Annotated in this window: 15 protein-coding genes; all 15 read right to left on the reverse strand. The window is 59.5% G+C overall.

Features of this window, described 5'->3' with window-relative positions:
• Positions 1 to 216: 216 nt before the first annotated feature.
• The 15 genes from R5M92_RS07765 to R5M92_RS07835 all read right to left on the reverse strand — a co-directional run bounded on the left by R5M92_RS07765 (position 217) and on the right by R5M92_RS07835 (position 20,368).
• Positions 217 to 1,245: a glycosyltransferase family 4 protein gene (locus tag R5M92_RS07765; RefSeq protein WP_346799138.1), complete on the reverse strand. Its 1,029-nt coding sequence runs from the start codon at positions 1,243 to 1,245 to the stop codon at positions 217 to 219.
• Positions 1,242 to 2,747, reverse strand: coding sequence for a class I SAM-dependent methyltransferase (locus tag R5M92_RS07770; RefSeq protein ID WP_346799140.1), 1,506 nt, complete (start codon positions 2,745 to 2,747; stop codon positions 1,242 to 1,244). The genes R5M92_RS07765 and R5M92_RS07770 overlap by 4 nt, the downstream gene beginning before the upstream one ends.
• Positions 2,744 to 3,985: an ABC transporter ATP-binding protein gene (locus R5M92_RS07775; RefSeq protein ID WP_346799142.1), complete on the reverse strand. Its 1,242-nt coding sequence runs from the start codon at positions 3,983 to 3,985 to the stop codon at positions 2,744 to 2,746. Before R5M92_RS07775 ends, R5M92_RS07770 begins: the two co-directional genes overlap by 4 nt.
• A 101-nt stretch (positions 3,986 to 4,086) precedes the next feature.
• The gene (locus tag R5M92_RS07780) at positions 4,087 to 4,932 is read right to left on the reverse strand and encodes an ABC transporter permease (protein ID WP_346799144.1); all 846 of its coding nucleotides are present in this window, start codon (positions 4,930 to 4,932) and stop codon (positions 4,087 to 4,089) included.
• Complete coding sequence (locus R5M92_RS07785; RefSeq protein WP_346799146.1) at positions 4,932 to 7,910, reverse strand: glycosyltransferase; 2,979 nt, start codon at positions 7,908 to 7,910, stop codon at positions 4,932 to 4,934. The genes R5M92_RS07780 and R5M92_RS07785 overlap by 1 nt, the downstream gene beginning before the upstream one ends.
• Positions 7,903 to 8,154 (reverse strand): hypothetical protein, encoded by a 252-nt coding sequence (locus tag R5M92_RS07790; RefSeq protein WP_346799147.1) that lies wholly within the window; start codon positions 8,152 to 8,154, stop codon positions 7,903 to 7,905. The genes R5M92_RS07785 and R5M92_RS07790 overlap by 8 nt, the downstream gene beginning before the upstream one ends.
• Positions 8,135 to 9,307: a glycosyltransferase gene (locus R5M92_RS07795; protein WP_346799149.1), complete on the reverse strand. Its 1,173-nt coding sequence runs from the start codon at positions 9,305 to 9,307 to the stop codon at positions 8,135 to 8,137. Before R5M92_RS07795 ends, R5M92_RS07790 begins: the two co-directional genes overlap by 20 nt.
• Positions 9,308 to 9,407: 100 nt before the next feature.
• Positions 9,408 to 10,844: a mannose-1-phosphate guanylyltransferase/mannose-6-phosphate isomerase gene (locus R5M92_RS07800; RefSeq protein WP_346799150.1), complete on the reverse strand. Its 1,437-nt coding sequence runs from the start codon at positions 10,842 to 10,844 to the stop codon at positions 9,408 to 9,410.
• Positions 10,845 to 10,903: 59 nt separating this feature from the next.
• Positions 10,904 to 11,281 carry a GtrA family protein gene (locus R5M92_RS07805; protein WP_346799152.1) on the reverse strand — a complete coding sequence of 126 codons (378 nt, stop codon included), beginning with the start codon at positions 11,279 to 11,281 and terminating at the stop codon, positions 10,904 to 10,906.
• A gap of 174 nt (positions 11,282 to 11,455) precedes the next feature.
• Entirely contained in the window at positions 11,456 to 12,217 is a 762-nt protein-coding gene (locus tag R5M92_RS07810) for a glycosyltransferase family 2 protein (protein WP_346799154.1), read from the reverse strand.
• 59 nt (positions 12,218 to 12,276) lie between these two features.
• Positions 12,277 to 14,106, reverse strand: coding sequence for a DUF6311 domain-containing protein (locus tag R5M92_RS07815; RefSeq protein WP_346799155.1), 1,830 nt, complete (start codon positions 14,104 to 14,106; stop codon positions 12,277 to 12,279).
• A gap of 12 nt (positions 14,107 to 14,118) precedes the next feature.
• On the reverse strand, positions 14,119 to 15,498 hold the full coding sequence (locus R5M92_RS07820) for an undecaprenyl-phosphate glucose phosphotransferase (protein WP_346799156.1): 1,380 nt from the start codon (positions 15,496 to 15,498) through the stop codon (positions 14,119 to 14,121).
• A 9-nt stretch (positions 15,499 to 15,507) separates the two neighbouring features.
• Positions 15,508 to 17,004, reverse strand: coding sequence for a TolC family outer membrane protein (locus tag R5M92_RS07825; RefSeq protein ID WP_346799158.1), 1,497 nt, complete (start codon positions 17,002 to 17,004; stop codon positions 15,508 to 15,510).
• A 194-nt stretch (positions 17,005 to 17,198) separates the two neighbouring features.
• On the reverse strand, positions 17,199 to 18,608 hold the full coding sequence (locus R5M92_RS07830; protein ID WP_346799159.1) for an HlyD family type I secretion periplasmic adaptor subunit: 1,410 nt from the start codon (positions 18,606 to 18,608) through the stop codon (positions 17,199 to 17,201).
• A gap of 5 nt (positions 18,609 to 18,613) precedes the next feature.
• The gene (locus tag R5M92_RS07835; protein ID WP_346799161.1) at positions 18,614 to 20,368 is read right to left on the reverse strand and encodes a type I secretion system permease/ATPase; all 1,755 of its coding nucleotides are present in this window, start codon (positions 20,366 to 20,368) and stop codon (positions 18,614 to 18,616) included.
• Positions 20,369 to 20,518: the final 150 nt, after the last annotated feature.

The following is a 20,518-nucleotide window of genomic DNA, read 5'->3' on the forward strand; positions in this document are numbered from 1 at the left end:
ACGCCTGTTGCGCTAGCCAGATGCTTCAAGGAAAGTCTTCAACCACACTAACGGCATCCCACTACACGAGGCCGAATTATCGAACACTGATTTTTAATGGTCAGTCTAAGGCTAGCTTGGAAACCGTGCAAGGGTTCACTCCTCACACGTGGTGCTGCCTTGCGCCAGCTCATTGAATAGTGCATTTAACAGACGGTTGCACTGAGTATACGCCCATTACGGCGTTTGCATCAGCCGCGAAACGACATGGTGCCAGGATATATTCAGCGCCTGGTAGGCGGCTCTCCCCTGCTGCCCCAGGCGCTTGGCGCGGGTGCGGTCGGCGTAGGCCTCATCCAATGCCTGGGCCAATGCTTGAGGGTGGGGTTCGGCTACCCAGCCGGTGGCTCCCGGTTCGACAAACGCCAGGGGGCCACCGCTGTCGGTGCAGGTGATGACGGGTTTTGCCGCCAGCATCGCCTCTAGCGTCACGTAGCCGTAGTCTTCATCGAACGTGGGAAAGGCTACGGCCAAGGCGTGGGCGTAAAGGGTGAGTTTTTCCTGTTCGGATATGTGACCCAGCAGCCGCACGCGGTCGCTGAGTGAGTGCTGTTCAATCAGCGCCTGAAGTTGGGCGCGCTGACTGCCCTCCCCGCTCAGCAGCAGTTTTACCGGTGTGCGAGTCTGTGCCAGGGCTTCAATGAGTAACGCTTGGCGTTTTAGCGGCTCCAGGCGGCTGGGGTAGTAGACGTAACCCCAGTCGTCGGCGCAGGTGAAGTGCTCGGCACGGTACGGCGGGTGGTAGAGCGGCTCGGCACTCAGGCCGGTGTTGTGCTGTAAACGCTCCGCCACGCGGGGCGAGTTGGCGAAGAGGTGCTTGGCATTGCCGAGGTGGCGGCGGTCATAGGCCTCTACCTGGGGCTTCAGCGCTTTCAGCGCCGGGCTAGCCTGCTCGGGGTCGTAAAGCTCATAGCAGATGCGGTGCTGGTGCATTAGCCATACGCTGTGCTCGGGGTGGCTCACCCCGTAGCTGGGAAACTGCAGGCTGATCACTCGGTCAATGGTCACGTCGTTGGGCGCGGTGACGTTGAGCTGCTCGGCAAACGCCATCTGCTGCTCTATCTGCGCTTCGGCGTAGTGAAACGGTAGCGTCAGTAACTCGGCGCGGTAACCAAAGCGGCGCAGCGCGCCTACCAGGCCCTGCACATGATAATGGGCGCCGCCGGGCAAGAACGGTGTCTGGTTGGCGGTAACAAGAATGTTCATTGTTCGCTCTCTTTACCTTGCGAGTCGCGTTGCGGGTCACCTTGCGTGTCGCGGTGCGGGGCGTCCTTGGTACCGATGATGGCGTAGTCCATGGGCGCCATCAGCAGGCGGTCAAGGCGCTCGGCGGCGGGGTCTTGCGCATCGATACGGGTGCTTTCCGGCGGCGGGTTGAAGCGCCGGGTTTCCACGGCCTGAAAACCGTGAAACTGATAGAGAAAGCCTAACGTCGGCGGTGTGAGCGGGTTTCGGTGGGTCAGGTCGTGGTAGAAGCTGTAGCTGGCGACGATCAGGTTTTCCGGGTTAGGGGTTTCCAGAATCAGCACGCCACCGGGAGCCAGCACACGATGGGCTTCGGCGATGAGTTGAAACAGCGCCTCGAACGGCAGGTGCTCGGCGATGTGAAACCCGCTGATCAACGCATGGCTGTTATCCGCCTGGTGTTTCAGTGCTGCCAGAGCATCCTGGTACTCAACCGCAAAGCCTTGCGCCTGGCAGTGCGCCACCATCGTGGTATTGAGGTCTATCCCGTGCGCCTCGAACCCGGCCTGCGTGAGCAGGCGCAGCCATTCTCCTCGGCCACAGCCCAGGTCAAGGGCGCGCCGGCCTGCCTGGCGTGCGCGGGTCCAGGTATCGCGGTAGCGCTCCAGGTGATCGCTGATCTGGGTTTCCTCGCCGCGGAAGGCATCTTCAAAGGCGAGATAATAGGCATCCAGCGCAGTTGCGCTGGGCGCACCGTCATCGTCAGTGGGCGGCGCGGGTACGTGGGGCGCACCGACTTCCCCACCTCCAGGCGTGGACAACGTTTGGCGGCGCAGCTCGGCGACTTGCTGCCATAAACTCCCCTGGCGGGCGTACTCGTGTTGCTGCCGCTCGGTAAGGGCTTGCTGGCGCTGGTCGATTTCCAGCAGGGCGTTGGCGATCACCTGGCGTGTCTGGCTCGCCGCGCTGTTACGCGCCAGCAGCCGGTAAAGGCTGGCAGTGTTAGCCCAACGGCGGCGCTTCAACTTGTCCCATGCGCGCAGCAGGCGCCAAAACGCGGCCATCTGTAGCCGATTCATGGCGCCACTGCCGCGGTTGGCCATGGCATGAAGGCGCGTCAGCCGGCGCAGAATCGGCGGCAAGTGAATGCCCTGCCGGTGTATATGCGCCTGGGCGGGCGCGGCTTGCAGCAGGCTGCTGAGTACGAACAGTCGCCCAAAGGCAGCGGTTTCCCGCAGGTAGTAGGCGCTCCCTTCCGGGTCGCTTTCGCGGCCGAGCAAATGGTGGTAGAACGCCTCGATAAAGGTGGCGTCGTCCTGGTCGTAGGCGAGCAGTTCTTCCAGCCGTGGCCGGGTGGGCACCAACAGCGCAAAGCGGGTGTCTTCGCGCTCGTTCAGGAAGGCCAGATGGCGGCGCCAGTCTTCGGTGGGTTCGCCGAGCGGCAAATGCTGCGCTTCGAGTTCGGCGGCGGCGTGACGCAGGCGCTGTTCCAGCCTTTCGATATCCTGTTCTTGTGTGCTCATGAGGTCTCCTGGTCGGCTGGCGCAACCACGTGAATATGATGGGGAAGTTCGCATATACCGGAAAAGGCGGGGCCGCTGAAACCGGATACCTCAAACGTCAGCGCGCCATCCTGCCACCAGTAGCATTTATCCAGGTGTTGGCCCCCGGGGTGCAGGGCCAGGGTTACGGTGTACTTCCCCGGTGCAATGGTGGCGGTGATGGCGAAATGAAACGTGCGGGTTTCACCGGCGTTGAGCGCGGTTGCGCCGTGACGCTCATGGGTGTTGATGCCGAAGATATCCTGCCCGAAGCGGTCGCGTATCAGCATCCCCAGCGCGACATCGTCGCAGGCGGTTTGCGCGCGAATGGTGACATACAGGTCGCACATTTCACCGCTGGTGAGCATGTTGGCGCCACTGCGCTGGCCGCTGAGCGTGGCGTGTTCGACCACTACGTCGTGGGTGCCGAACACTTGAGCCTGCCGGGCCAGGTGGCGGCCCTCTTCTTCTTCCGACTGCCGCGCCATGATGTGGTTGTAGACGTTGACGGCTTCTTCCGGGCTGCCCTGTAACACGATTCGTCCCCCATCCAGCACGATGGCGCGATCGCAGAGAATCTTGACGGCATTGAGATCATGGGAGACGAACAGAATCGAGCCGCCCTGGGCCTTGAAGTCACGAATGCGCTGCATGCATTTTTGCTGAAAGTAGCCGTCTCCGACCGATAACGCTTCATCCACCAGCAGGCAGGCGGGATCGGCGTGAATGGCAATGGCGAAACCCAGCCGCATCACCATGCCGGAGGAGTAGGTGCGCAACGGCTCATGGATATAGTCGCCCAGTTCCGAAAAGGCAATAATCTCGTCGCGACGCTGCTCTATCTCGGCGCGGCTCATACCCAGCATCAAGGCATTGGCGATTATGTTGTCGGCGCCGCTCAGTTCGGGGTTGAAGCCGGTGCCGAGCTCCAGCAGGCCGGTCACTCGCCCCTGAATATCAATTTGGCCGCTATCGGGCAGCAGTACGCCGGTCATCAGTTTGAGCAGCGTGGACTTGCCCGCGCCATTTTGCCCCAACACTCCCAATACCTCGCCGGGGGCCACGGAGAAGCTGATATCGTTCAGCGCGACATGGGCTTCGTGGCGAACACGGCCGGTCACCACCTCTTTGAGACGGTCGGCCGGCTTGGCAAAACGCTTGAACGTTTTGCGCAGCGCGGTCACGCGGATGTTGGAATCAGCCGTTGGCGGCGTGGTCATGGATATGCCTCTTGTGCTTTTACTGTCTGTTCTTTTTTCTTTCTTGTATTTGACTTGAGTGCGCTGGGCTTATCGGGTGCGCTGGACTGAGAGCGCTTGATTTACAGCGCGTCGCGAAGGTCGCGCTCGGTGCGTTTGAGTAGCCAGAGCGCAGCGTATAGCAGCACTAGCGTGACGGCGGACACCGCGACCAGCCCTGCCGCGCCGGGCAGTTGCTGATAGAGAATCAGCGCGCGGTAGGCGTCGATGAACTGGAACATGGGGTTGAGCGCGATGATGTCCAGCGCCCAGGGCGGAATGATGTCATCGACGTAGACGATAGGGGTCAACCAGAACCAGACGGGCAGCAGTACCGCGACGCCTTCGCGAATGTCTTTCAAGTAAACCGCCAGGATGGCGAGCAGAAGCCCCAGCGCGTAAGTGAACGCTAACTGTAGCGCCAGCACCAGCGGCACGCCCAGCCAATGCGGACCTATAGGGAAACCAATGAGCAGAAGAAATACGGCAAAAAAGGCCATGCCGATCAGGTAGATCACCGTTTCGGCCAGCAGCGTGGAAAGCGGTAGCGCCTTCAACGAGACGTTGATCTTTGTGATCATCCCCGCGCGGTCTATGAACAGGTTGGTGATGGCACTGAGGCTCTTGGCGAAGGCGGTCCAGGCGAGGATGCCGCTGATCAGATAGATACTGTAGGTGTATTCGTCGATCTCGGCGCCGAAGCCTTCAAGGCGCGCGCCCATGATGGTCGAGAAGATCAACACGAATACCAGGATGTTGATCAACGGCGAGACCACCGTCCAGGTGCGCCCGAGCAACGAGCCTTTGTGGCGGTCGACCAGCTCTTGACGCGTCAGCAGCGCAATGAGCGGCAGGTGTCGGCGGAGGAGTCGGGTCTGCTGTGTCGCGTAATACACCGCCGTATGGCGAAGAGATGATAGCGTCGCCATTAGCGGGGTTCCTTTACCAGTGTGGCAGGTTGGTCGTTCAGAATGGCGGATGCCCAGCGCTCTGCGCTTTGGCGCCAGTTGAGGTAGGGCATGCCGCGCGAAGGTGTCACGCGCCCTTCTCGCCAGGCCTTGGCCCAGCGCTTGAGCGCCTGGGCGAGCGCCTCGGGCGTGTCGGCCTCGAAGTAGTCGGCATACTCTCCGGCGACTTCACGAAACACAGGAATGTCGCGAGCGAAAATATCGATGCCGTGGTGGGCAGCTTCAATCAGCGGAAGGCCAAAGCCTTCGCCGTATGAGGCGGCAATCAAGGCATCGCTTCGCTGATAGAGCGTATCAAGCAGAGTATCGCTGACACCCTGCATCCAGAAAAGCCGCTTTTGACGCTGCGGATGCCGTTTGATGCGCGCCATAAGGGCTTCGACGTCCCAGCCTTGCTTACCCACGATCACGAGGTTGAAGGGCTCACCTTCCGCCCAACACTGCTCCAGGGCATCAAGCACTTGGCGATGCCCTTTGCGAGGCTCGACGGTGCCCACCATGAGCCAGATCGGCCCATCGCTGTGGTCAAGCGTTTTTAGCCAGCGGCGCTCGCTTTGGCTCAGCGCCGCCTGCTTTCCGTGCGCCCCTTCGGTGGGCTGAAAATCCGCGCCAAGGTGAAAGTGTTTGACCCACGGGCGATGCGGGGCTTCATCGCATGTATCTTCGCCGTGCTTGTCTTCGCCGTGCCTGTCCTTGCCGTACTTGCCTTCGCTGCGGGCATCCAGTTCCGCTTCCACCACGCGGGCCACCTGAGCGGACACACAGGTAATGCCATCGGCCAGTTCGCTGATGGCGTCGAACCATTCACGCATGGTAGCGGGAATATGCTCGGGAAAACACTCGGGCAGCGAGAGCGGCAGCAAGTCGTGTACGGTGAAATAGAAACGCACGCCGCCGGCGCGCATACGGCGCATGACGTGTCCGGCCTGTTTGAGCAAGGGGGGCGCCCATTCGAGTGTGACATAGCGGTCGCCGGGACGTGCCTCAACGGGAATGTCGGGGCCGGGAGATTCGGTCAACCCCAATTGGTCGCAGGCAAAACCGCGGGCAAGGTAAAAGTCGTCTCCTCCCCAGCGAATCAGCTCGACCCGCCATCCTTGCGGTGGTTGGCGCAACAAGTGGTCGGCGACCCGCCGGGTAACCCGCTCGATGCCGGTCTTGAGGTCTTCCCAGGCAATGGTGCTGACATCGATCAGCAAACGTGGCGGGTGTTCATCGGGCGTGGTGTCCAGCTCGCTCAAGATACGGGTGAGCTGTTTGGCGGTTTCCGCCGTGTCCATGGCACTGCGCAGCGCGGGATTGGCCGCGAGCTGATCCAGATAACGTTCGTAGCGATAGCGCGGCGCACGGCGCGGCGCCTCGATAATGGCATCACGGTACTGTTCGGCAATACGTTCCGGCGCCAGCGCGGTGGCGACGAATTCCCGCCCTGCCTGGCCAAGCCGCTCGCGTGCCTGGGGATTCGTGCTCAGCTCAGTCAGCGCATCGCGCAGGAAGGGCTCCAACTGGGCGGGGTCCTGGGGGTCGGGCAGCAAGCAGACACGTTCCTGGGGCAGCTCCGCATTGCTGCCGTGTGCATTGGCAATGACCGCGACACCGTGGGCCATGGCATCGAAAACGGCGCCGGAGGTTTCACCGCGGGATTGCGTTCGCAGCTGTACGGCAATGTCGGCCGCCTGCAGCCAGGCGGTATAGGTCTCGCGAGAGGCATAGCCGGTAACGGTAACTCGATCGCCGCGAGGGTGACGTTTCAGCAGTCGGTCAAGTCGCTGCCCATAATCGCCACTGTGCTGCGCACCTACCAGTACCAGCCGAGCATTGTCGCCGAATGGCGGTTGCGCCTGTGCCGATTCCCCGAGAAAGGCGTCGATCAGTATATGGGTCAGCTTCTTGGGGTTGATGCCGCCGAAGCTGGCAATGACCAGCGTGTCGTCGCTGACATTGAGCGCCTGGCGTGCTGTCGCACGATTCACTACCGGCGGAAGCTTGCGCAGGTGCGGGATCAGATAGGTGGGCGGCTGCACACCCTGGCGCCAGGCTTTCGCCAGTGAGCGGGCATGCTCGGAGTGGTAGATCACCCCGCCCGCTTGCCGGGTAATCAAGCCGTTGACGGGGTACTGCTCCGCACCACGCGCATGCTGGGCAGCTTGAGCATGGGCAATAAGCGCCGGATAGCCATGGTCGGCGTAGAGCTGTTCGCGTACCGCATTGGGACGTAGGCCGCTTTCGTTGAGCCACCATACGGCATCGAAAAGAAAGTAATCGTGCAATACCACGATGCCTGGGTGATGGCGCAGCAGACCGAATTGATAAGCGTGGTAAAGTGAATTGCCTATCTGGTAGATCGTGTAATCGAAATCATCGGCGCGCTGGCTGAATGTGGTGGGGTCGATGCATTCGAACGCGGCAACATCGGCATCCACCTCGGGCTGATCCACCACCAAGGTGATGGTGAAGTGCCTGGCAAGGTACGGTAAAAGCTCTGCGCTGTAGCTGGCAATGCCGGTGGCTTGCGGCGGTAGCGGTGAAATGAACGCCAGCGTGGGCGGCGCGTGAGCCGAGATTGCTGCGTCATTTTGCGTCTCGCCATGGCGGGTAGGACATGCTTGCCCAGTGGCCACATCGATTATCGCGTTCGGCGCCAAGGCCTGAATCATGTGGTCAATGGTGCTATCCAGCAACTGCGAGTCCACTCGGCTCAATACTTCGGCACTATCGGGCAGCAGCGTGTGGCAGTGCGCCTCGGCAATGCCGTGCTGAAACAATGCACGATGCCAACGAACAAGGGAAATTTCATCCAAGCCCATCAACAGCACGTGCACATCCGCGCACTCAGCGCTTGCCGGAAGGTGTCTAGCTAGCGCCTGGATTCCCGACTCGGGCTTGGCCAGGGAAGCATCTTGCCGGGCATCAACGATGTAGAGAGTGGTTTTACTCATGAGGAGTCTGTTTCCAACGCTGTTCGAGCCCATCGGCGAGTTGCTGCTGGCGCTCGCCATAGCCCTCGATCCGGTTATTCGCCGCGAGGCTGCCGTATTGGCCGGCTTGTACAGTACGTATCACCCAGCCCTTGAGATGCGGAAAGGGTGCCAGAATACGCTGTCCTAGCCGTCTGAACGCCGGGTAGGTGATGAGCTTTTTTATGATGGGGCGTAAACAGCGTTTAATCGTCGCTTTGATCACCCAGGACCTCCATGGTGTCGAGTAACGCGCCTAAGCGTTGCCAAAATTGGGGATAGCTGAAGGTCTCGGCGTGGCGACGGCAGGCGTGAGGATCAAACGTCATGGTTTCGAAACGTTCCAGTGTATCGAGTAGCGAGCGCGCGGTTTGCGCCGGAAAGTGAAGACCGGTGGCCGCTGCGCCATGGGCCTCGCCTTTGACGGTCTCCAGCGCGCCTCCCTTGCCGTAAGCCAGTACAGGGGTGCCGCAGGCCTGTGCTTCCAGCGGTAAAATGCCGAAGTCTTCATCGGCCGCAAATATGAAGCCTCGGGCATTGGCCATCAGCGTGGTGAGCTTGGCATCGGGTTGGTAGCCCATGAGCTCGATATTGTCGGCGCCTGCCGCACGCTGGGCGAGCCGCGCGGCTTCCGGGCCTGCGCCAACCACTTTCAGGCATCGCTGGGGGGTACGTTTAAACGCGTCGATAATCAGGTCGAGTCGCTTATAGGGCACCAGCCGGGACGCTGCTAAATAGTACGCCTCGCGCGGGCCGTCATTGAGACAGAAGTGCTCGATATCTACCGGGGGATGCAGCACATGGGCCTGACGGCGGTAGTACTTGGCGATACGTTGCGCCACATTATGCGAATTGGCGATGAAGTGATCCACCTGTTGCGCAGTAAAGTAATCCCACTGACGCATACCCTTCAGCGTTTTCCGCACGTAGGTTTCCATGCCTGGAAAGCGGAAACCGGCATCGTCAAGGTAGCTTTCCTTCATGTCCCAGGCATAGCGCATGGGGGTATGGCAGTAGCAAATATGGGCTTGCTCGGGGTGCGTGATGACCCCTTTGGCCACCGCATGACTGGAGGAAATCACCAGATCGAAGCCGCGCAGATCAAACTGCTCGACCAGGTACGGCATCAACGGTAGGTAGTGGCGATAGTACCGCTTGGCGAAAGGCAATTTTTGCAAATGGCTGGTGTGTATTTTCCTGCCATGCAGCCAAGCGGCCTCTTCCTTGGGCATGAAATCGACCAAGGTAAAAATTTCCGCCTGTGGAAAGGCTTGAACCAGCGCGTGAAGCACTTTTTCCGCCCCACCATTGACGACAAGCCAGTCGTGTACGATGGCGACACGGCGCTCGCGAAAATAATGGGGAGGTTGTACTTCCATGACGCCCTGCATCCTGTTGGACTCAAAAAGCGCTATAGCTTAAAGCAAGCAGGGAATTGGCTCCATCCCCGCTGCTTGTTTGGTAGTGTGATTCTTACCCTTATTCTCGCCCATAGTCGTCGTTGAAGCGCACGATGTCGTCTTCACCCAGGTAGGAGCCGGTCTGCACTTCGATCAGCTTCAAGGGGATGACACCGGGGTTTTCCAGGCGGTGCATAGTGCCCAACGGAATGTAGGTGGACTCGTCTTCGGAGAGCAGGAAGCTGTGCAGTGCTTCGGTATCGCCGTGCCCCTTGCTTTGGGTGACCTTGGCGGTGCCTTCCACCACGACCCAGTGTTCGGCACGGTGATGATGCATCTGCAGTGATAGCTTGGCGCCGGGCTTGACCACGATCTCCTTCACCTGGAAGGACTCGGTCAGCACCATGGTGCGGTAGTGGCCCCAGGGGCGATAGACACGCTGGTGGGACTGGCATTCCGTGCGTCCGGCTGCCTTCAGGGCGTTGACGATCAACTTGGTGCCCTGGGCGTGACGGCGGTCCGCCACCAGCACGGCGTCTTCGGTTTCGACGATGATCAGGTCCTCCACGCCGACGGCCGCGACCAGGCGTGATTCACTACGGACCAGACTGTTGCGGGTCTCGTGCAGCATGACGTCGCCTTTGACGGCATTATTGCCCTCTGCTTCGTCCGCCTTGAGTTCGTGCAGCGCATCCCAGGCGCCGATATCGCTCCAGCCGGGGTCCATGGGCACCACGGCGGCCTGTCGGGTATGCTCCATCACGGCGTAGTCGATCGACTCGCTGCGGCACCGGGCGAAGGCGGCGGCGTCGATGCGCAGGAAGTCCAGGTCTTCGCTGCGAGCCTGGTAGGCGTGTTCGCAGGCCTCCAGGATATCCGGGGCATACTGCTTCAGGGCGTCCAGGTAGGCCGTGGCCGTGAACAGGAAGATACCGCTGTTCCAGAGGTAATCGCCGCTTTCCAGATAAGCCTTGGCCCGCGCTTCGTCGGGCTTTTCGACGAAGGCGTCGACGACGTAACCTTGCCCTGTCGCTTCACCCCGCCGGATATAACCGTAGCCGGTATGAGGCTTGTCCGGGGTGATGCCGAAGGTGACCAGCTTTCCGCTTGCCAGCAGTTCGCGCCCTTGTCTCACGGCGCTAGCGAATGCGGTTGCATCTTCGATGACGTGGTCGGCGGGCATGACCAGCAACTCGGCCTCCGGCGACAGGTCACGCGCCGCGAGTGCCGCCAGCGCCAGTGCGGGGGCAGTGTTGCGGCCGCACGGTTCGAGGATGATATGCGAATCCTGCAGGCCGATCGCCATCAATTGCTCCGCCACCAGAAAGCGGTGCTCTTCATTGCAGACGACGATGGGGGTGCCCGCGCCTTCCACGTCTTGCAGACGCTGGGCCGCTTCCTGCAGCAGGCTCAGCGTCTCATGGTTGAGGTTGAGAAACTGCTTTGGGTAATGCTCTCGCGATACAGGCCAAAGGCGTGACCCTGAGCCGCCGGATAAAATTACCGGTATGATCATACTTCCCCCGAAAGGCTTGCTATGTAAAGAATTAAAAACGATACGTTATTATTGCACTATTAGGTAAATACCCAGCATCGCGATAGCACGTAGCTTGCCGTTGCCGCTACTACAACAGCGGGAGCAATGGCTATAAGCCCCGAAAAGCCTATCCCTAAAGCTCCAACCAAAACCAAGTTATTGATTCCAAAGCCTGTGAGTGACATGACGGTAAAACGCCACAGGCTTGCGGTACGCTGAAATGTGACGCGTTGGTGGCCCATCAGCGATACGCCAAATGCCACGCCATAGGCAATCACATTCACCCAAAACTCGTGTAGCACGGGCAGCACGTATAGCACCAAGGCAGCCACAAGGATATGGGAGATAGACGCCACAAGCCCGACAAGGCCAAAGCGCATCATTTGCCATAACTCAGCGAGCGCTGGAGTACTCATCACTGGTATCTGCCACGATATAGAGAGGCCGCTGTTTGCTTTCGATAAAAAGACGACCGATATATTCGCCCAGAATCCCGATGGAAAGCAGTTGCATACCGCCAAAAAACAAGATCGCTGTCATCAATGAAGCATAGCCGGGCACGTCGCGCCCGAGTATCAACACTTGGCTAACTATGATGGTGATGTATACAAACGCCAGGCACGCGATTCCCCCCCTATGTATGACCATATCCGCAAAGGTAGCGTGCTGAAACTGAACATGCCGTCCAAGGCGAAGTTCCATAGCTTCCAGTAGTTGAACTTGGACTCTCCTTTCACACGCGCCGGGCGTCGATAGGGTATTCCCACGCTTTGATAACCGACCCAGGCATATAGCCCTTTCATGAACCGGTTACGCTCGGGCATGGCGCGAAGAGCTTCGATCATGCGACGGTCAATCAATCGAAAGTCGCCGGCGTTTTCCGGGATGGGAGTTTCGGTAATACGGTTAAACAACCGATAAAACCAGCTTGCCGAATGGCGCTTGGCGGTCGTGTCCTCCGGCCGATCACTGCGGATTCCGTAGACCATGTCGATACCCTGCGTTTGCCAGATATTGACGAAATCGAAAATGAGCTCAGGGGGATCTTGTAAATCAACATCAATGGGTACGGCCGCGTTACCCCTAGCATTGAGCAAACCCGCTGAAAGTGCCACTTCCTTACCGAAATTACGGCTCAGTGCAATAAAACCAACTTTTTCATAGGCTTGGGAAAGGCGCCTGATCTCGCGCTGTGTTCCATCAGTTGAGCCATCGTCAATAAACAGGATGTTCCACTGCCACGAAGCATCGGCAAGCACGGTGTGTACACGCTCAACAAAGATCGTCACCGTTTCCACTTCGTTGAGCACCGGGACGACAAGGGTAATCACGGGGGGAGCGTTATCTTCCATGTGGTCCTTGTGAGTAATTTACAGGGTATGTGATACGTCACACCCCTCTGCTTGGCGAATTATGGGATGGCCTGGCGTGCAGAGGCGTCTTGCCAAACAATAGTAACTTCTTGATGCTCAACACAGGACCAGCCCTCTAAGCGACAAGCCTGTAGCGCTAGCTCAGGGTCAGTTATCAGATAAACATGCCCTTCAGGCAATTCGCCTTGTTGCAGGTTACTACGGTAACCCTGTGTTGCCATATCGATGATGTGATGGTTCGCCCTGGCAAGGTAGGCCACGTTTATCGATAGCCGGTACTCTGCTGCCAACCATAAGTAAGGCTTAAGGGCATTGAGATCATGAGCCGGAAAGGCAACTAGACTATTATGGGATGCCCAGACATCATTTAACTCGTCATCCTTTAGCACATCATACGCTAGAGGATCAGCTCGACTTGCTTCAGCCCGTCCCTTTACCGAGTCACGAACAAGACTGTGCCACTCGCGCAAGTCTTCCCATTGAACCAGAAGAGCCAGCATCAGCAAAGGCACCAGCCAATACGCTTTCAGCCGGTATGAAAGCTGCAGGAAGGTTATAGCCATTAATAGATAAAGCAGCGGCCATGCCATCCTGCCGCTGGATCGCACGTAATCCCTGAATGGCTTGAACAGCATTTCGTAATAAAGCGGTATGCTACCTTGGCCAAACGACACCTCACCGGCAATGGCAAATGCGAAAAGCCCTAGAGAGGCTATCCAGGCCGGCATCCAAAGATAAGAGCGAGGCTCTTTATCTGCAGCATGGCTATTATCCACCAATTTCGCGTCTATTCGTCTGCAGTCAAGTGGGACCCGCTTGAATAGCGTCAATATCAACCATACTAACCACAGCAGCAGGACACCTGCTCCTACATATGCCATGCCTTCGTACTGCCCCATTTTCGCAGGTTGCCAACCGGGGAAAAGCGCCGACATGGAAGTAAAATTCTCGTCATAAAACCACGCCGTTGAGCTGGGATTAAAAAACGTCAACAGCTCCGCCGAATAATAGTCGTAGCCGCCTGAAGCGGCGCTTTGGCTACCCAAATGGAAGTATCCCGCTGCCCACATCACTAAGAGAACAATCAGCGGCGTGCCGATGCCCATCAGCCACCACACCCCATTTTGGGATAGCCCACGCAGTACACTGTCGAGTGCTGGCCTATAACTTTCGGCAAGTGGCTCTTTAATCAAGACATAACCCTGGTACGACCACCAAGCCGCCCAGAAAACACCCGCCATAAAAAAAAGATAGAAGTGCATAAGGACAGCAACTACCAGAAGTAGAAGCCAAGTAAAGGTAGCCTTGAGGCAAGGTCTTCTATACATCAAGGTGAAATCGATGGCGAGTAAAATTAGCCAATGGGCGGTTAATGCTTCGTGACCGTGAATTCCTAGTCCACGTGATACGACAACAGGAAGCGTGCTGATGAGCAATGCCCCGGCTAGTGCCACATATGCTGGGATGTTGAGACGAAGCAACAAAAAGCAGGCAACAAGACCATTTAAAAAGTAGTTAATGACAACGGCCAATCCGAGGTACTGAAAAGTGTCCGGCAGCCAGTGATGAAATAACTTAAGCGGGATCGCATACAACGGTATCGAGTCTGTAAATACGATGCTGGTGGATAGCTCCGTTGCCAGGTTATCTACGGCACCTAGAGGCCAACCCCAGGGTTCATGGCGGAAAAAGTGCCAGCCGATATAGTGCTGGAAGGATTCCCCTTCGCGCAGCAGCCAAAATGCATCACGAGGATCTAACATCCCACGGTAGAGGTATATAGCAAAGAATGCAGCGAGTCCCCCTGCCCCAGCTAAAGCGAACGTTTCCCCCCATGCTAGCGGTCTTTGTGTGCCCATTATGTTCATTGGCTTCCTGCTCTAAGGCTGTCGATTCACAAAGCCCCGCGTCAGGGTCATTGCCAATATCTTCAAGTCGAGGCCCAAGGACCAGCGTTCTATGTAGTAGAGGTCGTATTCCACGCGCTTTTTCATCAGACTCACATCTTCGGTAATCCCCCGCAGGCCATTGACCTGGGCCCAGCCGGTCATGCCGGGCTTGACGCGGTGACGCTGCATGTAGATATCGATGTGATCCTTGTAATGATCATTATGATCCATGGCGTGGGGACGAGGGCCGACCAGGGACATCCTGCCCTGCAGGACGTTATACAGCTGCGGCAGCTCATCCAGACTGGTACGACGCAGGAAATGTCCCAACCGGGTGATGCGCATATCCCCGTGGGAGGCTTGTTGCGTCTTGCTTGTCTTGTGCAGACGCATGGTGCGGAACTTGTATATCTTGAAACACTTGCCATCCAGCCCATGGCGCTGCTGCTTGAACAGAACCGGCGTGCCCATGTTCCAGTAAATGGCCGCCGCCACGGCCAGCATTACGGGCAAAAAAATGATGAACAGGATCAGGCCCAGGATGCGGTCTTCCAGCATTTTCACCAGTCGCATGGGGCCGTTCAGGGGAGTGTAATTCAGCTCAAGCGAGTAGAGCCCGGCCACCTGGGTAATGCGATGATTGAGCAGGCGTATATCCAGCAGGTCCGGGAAGAAACGAATGCTGGCGGGTATGCCGGCCAACTGAGACATCAGGGTGCGCACCTTGTCTCCATCCACCAGCGGATAACCCAGCCATATTTCGTCGAAATCTCGCTGGAAAATGCTGGCCTTGGCAAACTCGGCCATATCTTCCATGAAGGAGGCGGCATCGTCATCCTGATAGCGCCCCACCACGACATAGCCGGCATGAGGTAAATCCTTGACTTTCTTTTCCAGTCGCGCGAGATAGTCGGGGCGGCCGATCAACAGCACCCGCTTGAGGTTATGCCCTTGAGAGCGGACATGACGCAAGTAACAATACAGGGCGGCACGCAACACGCAGCCGCTGCACAACACAGCCAGCGCTGCGCTGCCCATCCATAAACGGGAGAAGTAGTGGGTACTCTGGGTGGCAACCAGCAACAGACTGAGAATGACGATAGTGGCCAGCCAGCTGAGCATGTACACGCCGAGCATGGTGTAGAGACTGCGCCCACGCCAGGGCTGGTAGAGCCCCATCATTTCGCCGAGGGCGGGCAACAATAGCGCCCCTACCAGGATCAACAGAGAATAATCGATATGCCCGACCGCCTGGATATGCGGCATCGCCCACAGCAGAAGCGAGGCGACCGCCACAGCAATACCGGCATCGAAGCAGCGCATCGCACGCCGTAGCCAATCACTCCCCTGACTTCTACGCAACGCAGCCATGCTACTTCATCAACCGGCCGTCGGGGTGGTGATGCCGTCACCCGCGGATTCGGTGATGTCGGTCAGCAGCGCCATGATGGCGGCCAGATCGTCGCTTTCCAGCCCACCGACCGCGGACTGCAGGGCGAGCAGGTCGAGGGCGTAGTTGCCGATGGTGTCGACGTACTGGATACGCTGGTCGTAGAGACTGGCGCGGGCATCCAATACATCCACCAGGTCGCGCAGGCCCAGTTGCTCGCCGCGCTCGGCGGCTTGCAGGAACAGCTGGCTGGATTCGATCGACTGGTTCAGGGCTTCCAGCTGGCGGATGCTGCCGTTGAGCGAGCGCAGCCGCTGGCGAACTTCCTGGGCGGCCAGGTTCTGCTCGTGTTCGACCGCCTGGCGCCCGGCTTCTACCCGCTGGACACCCTGGCGCACGTTGGCAGTGGTATAGCCGCCACGGTAGATCGGCACGCTGAGTTCGACACTGGCGCGGTAGTCTTCGCTTTCGCGCAGTACATCGTCGCTATCGCGGTCGGAGTAGCTCAAGTTGAGATTCAGCTCGGGGTAGTAGCCGGCACGCCGCGTGCTGGTATCGGCCTCGGTCACGCGCTGCTCTTCCCGGGCGAGCAATACGCGCAGGTTCTGCCCGGTGCGGGCGATCCATTCGTCCTGGCCGCCCCACTCACGCTGTATCGATATCCGCTCCAGGTCGCCCAAGGCCAGGCCGCGAAACCTGGGGCTGGCCCCGGTCAGGCGTTCCAGTTCGCTGAGGGCGTTGTCGAGTTCGTTTTCGGCGAGTACGGCATCGGAAATGGCCTGGTCCAGCCGTGACTGGGCTTCCAGCAGGTTGATGCGGTCCCCCACACCGAGATCATAGGCGCGCTGTGCCTGGCGGGCCTGGAGTTCCAGTGATTCCTGCTGGGATTCGAGCAGACCCAGGCGTTGGGCGGCGAGGAAGGCTTCGATATAGGCTTCGCTGACGGTCAGCGCCAGGTCGCGCTCGACCACGGCCAGTTGCAGTTCGGCGGCGCTTATCTGCGCCTCGGCCACATCCAGGCCGCGCCAGCGCTCCAGGCTGAACAGCGGCTGTTGCAGCTGCACCTGCCAGATGGTTTCGTCGATTTCACCGGGGCGCTGGGCTTCTTGTTCGAGGCCGAAGTCTTCCGGGGACGTCTGGATATTGGTCGAATCCTGCCACAGGTATGAGCCACTGGCGCTGATCTGCGGCAGCAACTGCGAGCGAGCCATGGGCAGCTCTTCCCGGGTGGCGCCCAGCTCATAGCGTTGGCGAGAAAGCTCGGCATCATGCTCGAGTGCTCGGGCGAACAGCTCGGGCAGCGACGGTAACTGGGTCGCGTTGGCGGTGCGGTTTTCCTCGATGGCGTTGAGTTCCGCCATGGCGGATTCGCCGGCGGGTACGTCGTCCTGGGCCATCAGTGGCTGGCCGGCGAGCATGATCGCTACGGCCAGGGCACCTGCCGGCGCCAATCGCCCGGTAAACCGGCCTCCCCCTAGGCTGCTCACTCCCGAGCCTGATTCATGGTGGGAGGACGCTTCAGCGCGCGATGGGTTTGGGTGGATGAGCCCGGAAACCCTCGCCCGGCAGAGCCGGCCTCCCACCTTCAATCGGCTTACATTGCCCGGCGCTTGGCAGGAGGGGGCAAACCGGCCTCCCACATTAAATCGGCCTTCCACCTTGGGTTTGTCCGTGCTTGTCATTAATCCTCCCGGATGGCGCGTGCCAGCATATCGGTTATCGGCTTGGCGATGTAGCTGGCGAACGTGCGCTCGCCGGTGCGGATCATCACTTCGGCGGGCATGCCGGAAAGCAGTTGCATCTGTTCGGTCATGTCTTGCTGGCCAGCTTCGGTCACCCTGACTCGCGTCTTGTAGTAGCGCTGGCCGGTCGCTTCATCCTCGAAGCTGTCGGCACTGACGTGAATGACTTCGCCGTCGATGACATTGGTCAAGCGCTGATTGAACGCGGAAAAGCGTATCTCCGCCAGCTGACCGAGGTAGATATTGTCGATGTCCCGGGTGGGAATGCGCGCCTCGACGACGAAGCCGTCACCGCTGGGCACCACGTCCATGATCGGGTCGCCGGGGCGAACCACAGCGCCCACGGTATGCACCTGGCGGCCCACCACGGTGCCGGACACCGGGGCGTTGATCACTGTACGGTTGACCTGATCGGTCAGCGAGGTAATGCGCTCTTCGGCTTCGGCGATCTGGGCCTGGGCATCGCGCAGTTGCTCGCCGACCTCTTTCTGGAAGTCCTGTTGGTGAATCTCTTTCTGCATGCGGTTTTCGCTGATCTGCGAACGCAACTGGGCGATATTGGCGCGGAATTCGGCATTGTCGCCCTCGTACTGCAGAACCTGCCGCTCGAGCTCGCGTAGGCGCTGGTTATCGCCCAACCCTTCGCGATATAGCGAACGGAAGTCTTCGGCTTCACTGCGCAGGGAGCTGATGCGCTGGTTGTTGACGTTGATCCGCGACTCCAGCCCTTCGATCTGCTCGCGCATCTGCACGATCTGTTCGTCCAGCGACTCCAGCGTACTCTTGTACGACTGGCGGCGAGCGGTGAACAGGCTCTGCTGCACCGCCAATACCTGCTCGGCACGGGGGTCGTCGATGTTGCGCAGGTCCTCGGGGATTACCAACATCTCCGCTCCTTCCTGCTCGGCCAGCAGCCGAGCTTCCATGGCGCGGTTGATGAGATATTGCGAGCGGGCGATGTCCAGCTGCGAGCGGGATTGGGTATCGCTGAGCACGACCAGCGGGTCGCCGGCTTCGACGCTGTCGCCGTCCTCGACCAGCAGCTCCTTGACGATGCCGCCTTCCAGGTGCTGAACCGTGCGCTTGAACGACTCCATGGAGACGTTGCCCGGCGCGACCACCGCCACCGCCAGCGATGCCGTGGCGGACCACAGCACGAAGCCGCCCAGCGCCACGAAGAGGATGGCGAAGCCGAGCTTGCGGTAGCCCTTGTCGCTGGTAGGCAGGGTTTGCTCATACTCCCCGTCCAGCGTGACCGGGCCTTTGGGGGTCACATCGATTTCCGAGCGGGTCGGCAAGTTGTCCTTGCCGTGCTCACCATTCGTCTGGTCGTTCGTCTTGTCGTTCATGTGTCTTATGACTCCTCACCGCCACGGCCGCCCTGGATGGCGGATAGCCGGGCGGCGTTCTGCTGACTGACCTGGGCGCGGGGTTTCTTGGCGAACTGGGCCAGGACCTGGTCGCGGGGGCCGAACATGCTCACCTGCCCTTCCTTCATCACCAGCAACTTGTCCATGTTCTTGAGCACACTGGTGCGATGGCTGATGACGAACAGGGTGGTGCCTTCGGCCTTGAGCTGGGCGATCGATTGGCTGAGCGCGCGTTCACCGGCGTCGTCCAGGTTGGCGTTGGGCTCGTCCAGCACCAGCAGCACGGGATTGCCGTAAAGGGCGCGCGCCAGGCCGATGCGCTGACGCTGGCCACCGGAGAGCGCACCGCATGTCGAGGAGATCACCGTGTCGTAGCCGTTGGACAGTTCCAGGATCATTTCATGAACCCCGGCCTTCTTGGCGGCTTCGACCACCTTTTGCGGGTCGATGTTGCCAAAGCGAGCGATGTTTTCGCTGATGCTGCCGTCGAACAGTTCGATATCCTGAGGCAAATAGCCGATATAGGGGCCGATCTCGTCGCGGTTGTACTGGGTGATCTCGCCGCCGTCGAGGCGAACATCGCCGACCTGGGAGGGCCAGATGCCCAGCAGCACGCGGGCCAGGGTGGATTTACCGGCGGCGCTGGGGCCGATGATGCCGATATGTTCGCCCTTGCCTACGCTGAAGTTGATGCCGCGAATGGTCGCCATGCGCGATCCGGGCGGTGCCGCCGCAACGCCTTCCAGGCTGATCTCGCCCTTGGGCGCAGGCAGTGACATGCGCTTCTGCTCGTCGGGTATCTGGGTCAGTAGCTCGTTGAGCCGGTCGTAGGCGCCACGAGCGTTAACGAAGCCTTTCCAGCCGCCGATCATCTGGTCGATGGGTGCCAGGGCCCGGCCCATGAGGATGGAACCGGCGATCATCATGCCGGGAGTCATGTCGCCCTGCAGCACGAGGTATGCCCCCAATCCCAGGATCAGCGACTGGAACATCAAACGCAGCACCTTGGAGGTGTTCGTCAGGGCGCCCGCTCTGTCGCTGGCCTGTGACTGCTTGGACAGGAACTCATGGTGACGCTTGGACCAGCGCCCCATGATGCCGGGCAACATGCCCATGGCGTGGAGCACTTCGCTGTTGCGCAGGTTGGAGTTGGCCAGGTTCTGGGCCTGGATGTGTTCACTGTTGGCTTCGGCCAGCAGGCTCTTGGTCGCTTTCTCGTTGGCAACCGCCAGGCCCAACAGGATGATGCCCGCGCAGGTGGCGAAGATACCGAGCCACGGGTGGAACAGGAACAGCACGCCCAGGTAGACCGGAACCCAGGGCGCATCGAAAAACGCGAACAGGCCGTTGCCGGTAAGAAACTGGCGCAGGCTGGTCAAGTCGTTCAGCGGCTGGGCGCTCTGGGTGCCCTGGGCCATCAGACTGCGGCGGAACATGGCACTGTAAAGCCGGGAATTGATGTTGGTATCGAGACGATTGCCCACCCGAACCAGCATGCGCGAACGCACCAGTTCCAGCCCGCCCATGATCATGAACAGGAACACCACCACGAGGGTCAGCATTACGAGGGTATCGAGACTCTGGGTCGTGAGTACGCGGTCGTAGACCTGGAGCATGTACATCGGCGGGACGAGCATCAGCAAATTGACGAACATGCTGAAAAAACCCACCGAAACGAACGAACCCTTGCAGGCCTTCAACGCACGCTGCAGATCCGTTGCTTCCTGTTGCTTTGCCATGGGGCGGTTCACCGTTGATTCAAAGGGCGTCAAGCGCGGAAATTTAATCGCGGCAGCATAACAGAAATGCCCTTCGCCGGGGTAGGGGTCTAAAGGGTGAGACCGGAAACCCTCGCCAGGCGGGGCTGGCATGAGTGAGCAGCCACAATG

The sequence above is a fragment of the Halomonas sp. Bachu 37 genome, assembly GCF_039691755.1.
In the GTDB taxonomy this organism is placed as follows: domain Bacteria; phylum Pseudomonadota; class Gammaproteobacteria; order Pseudomonadales; family Halomonadaceae; genus Vreelandella; species Vreelandella kashgarensis.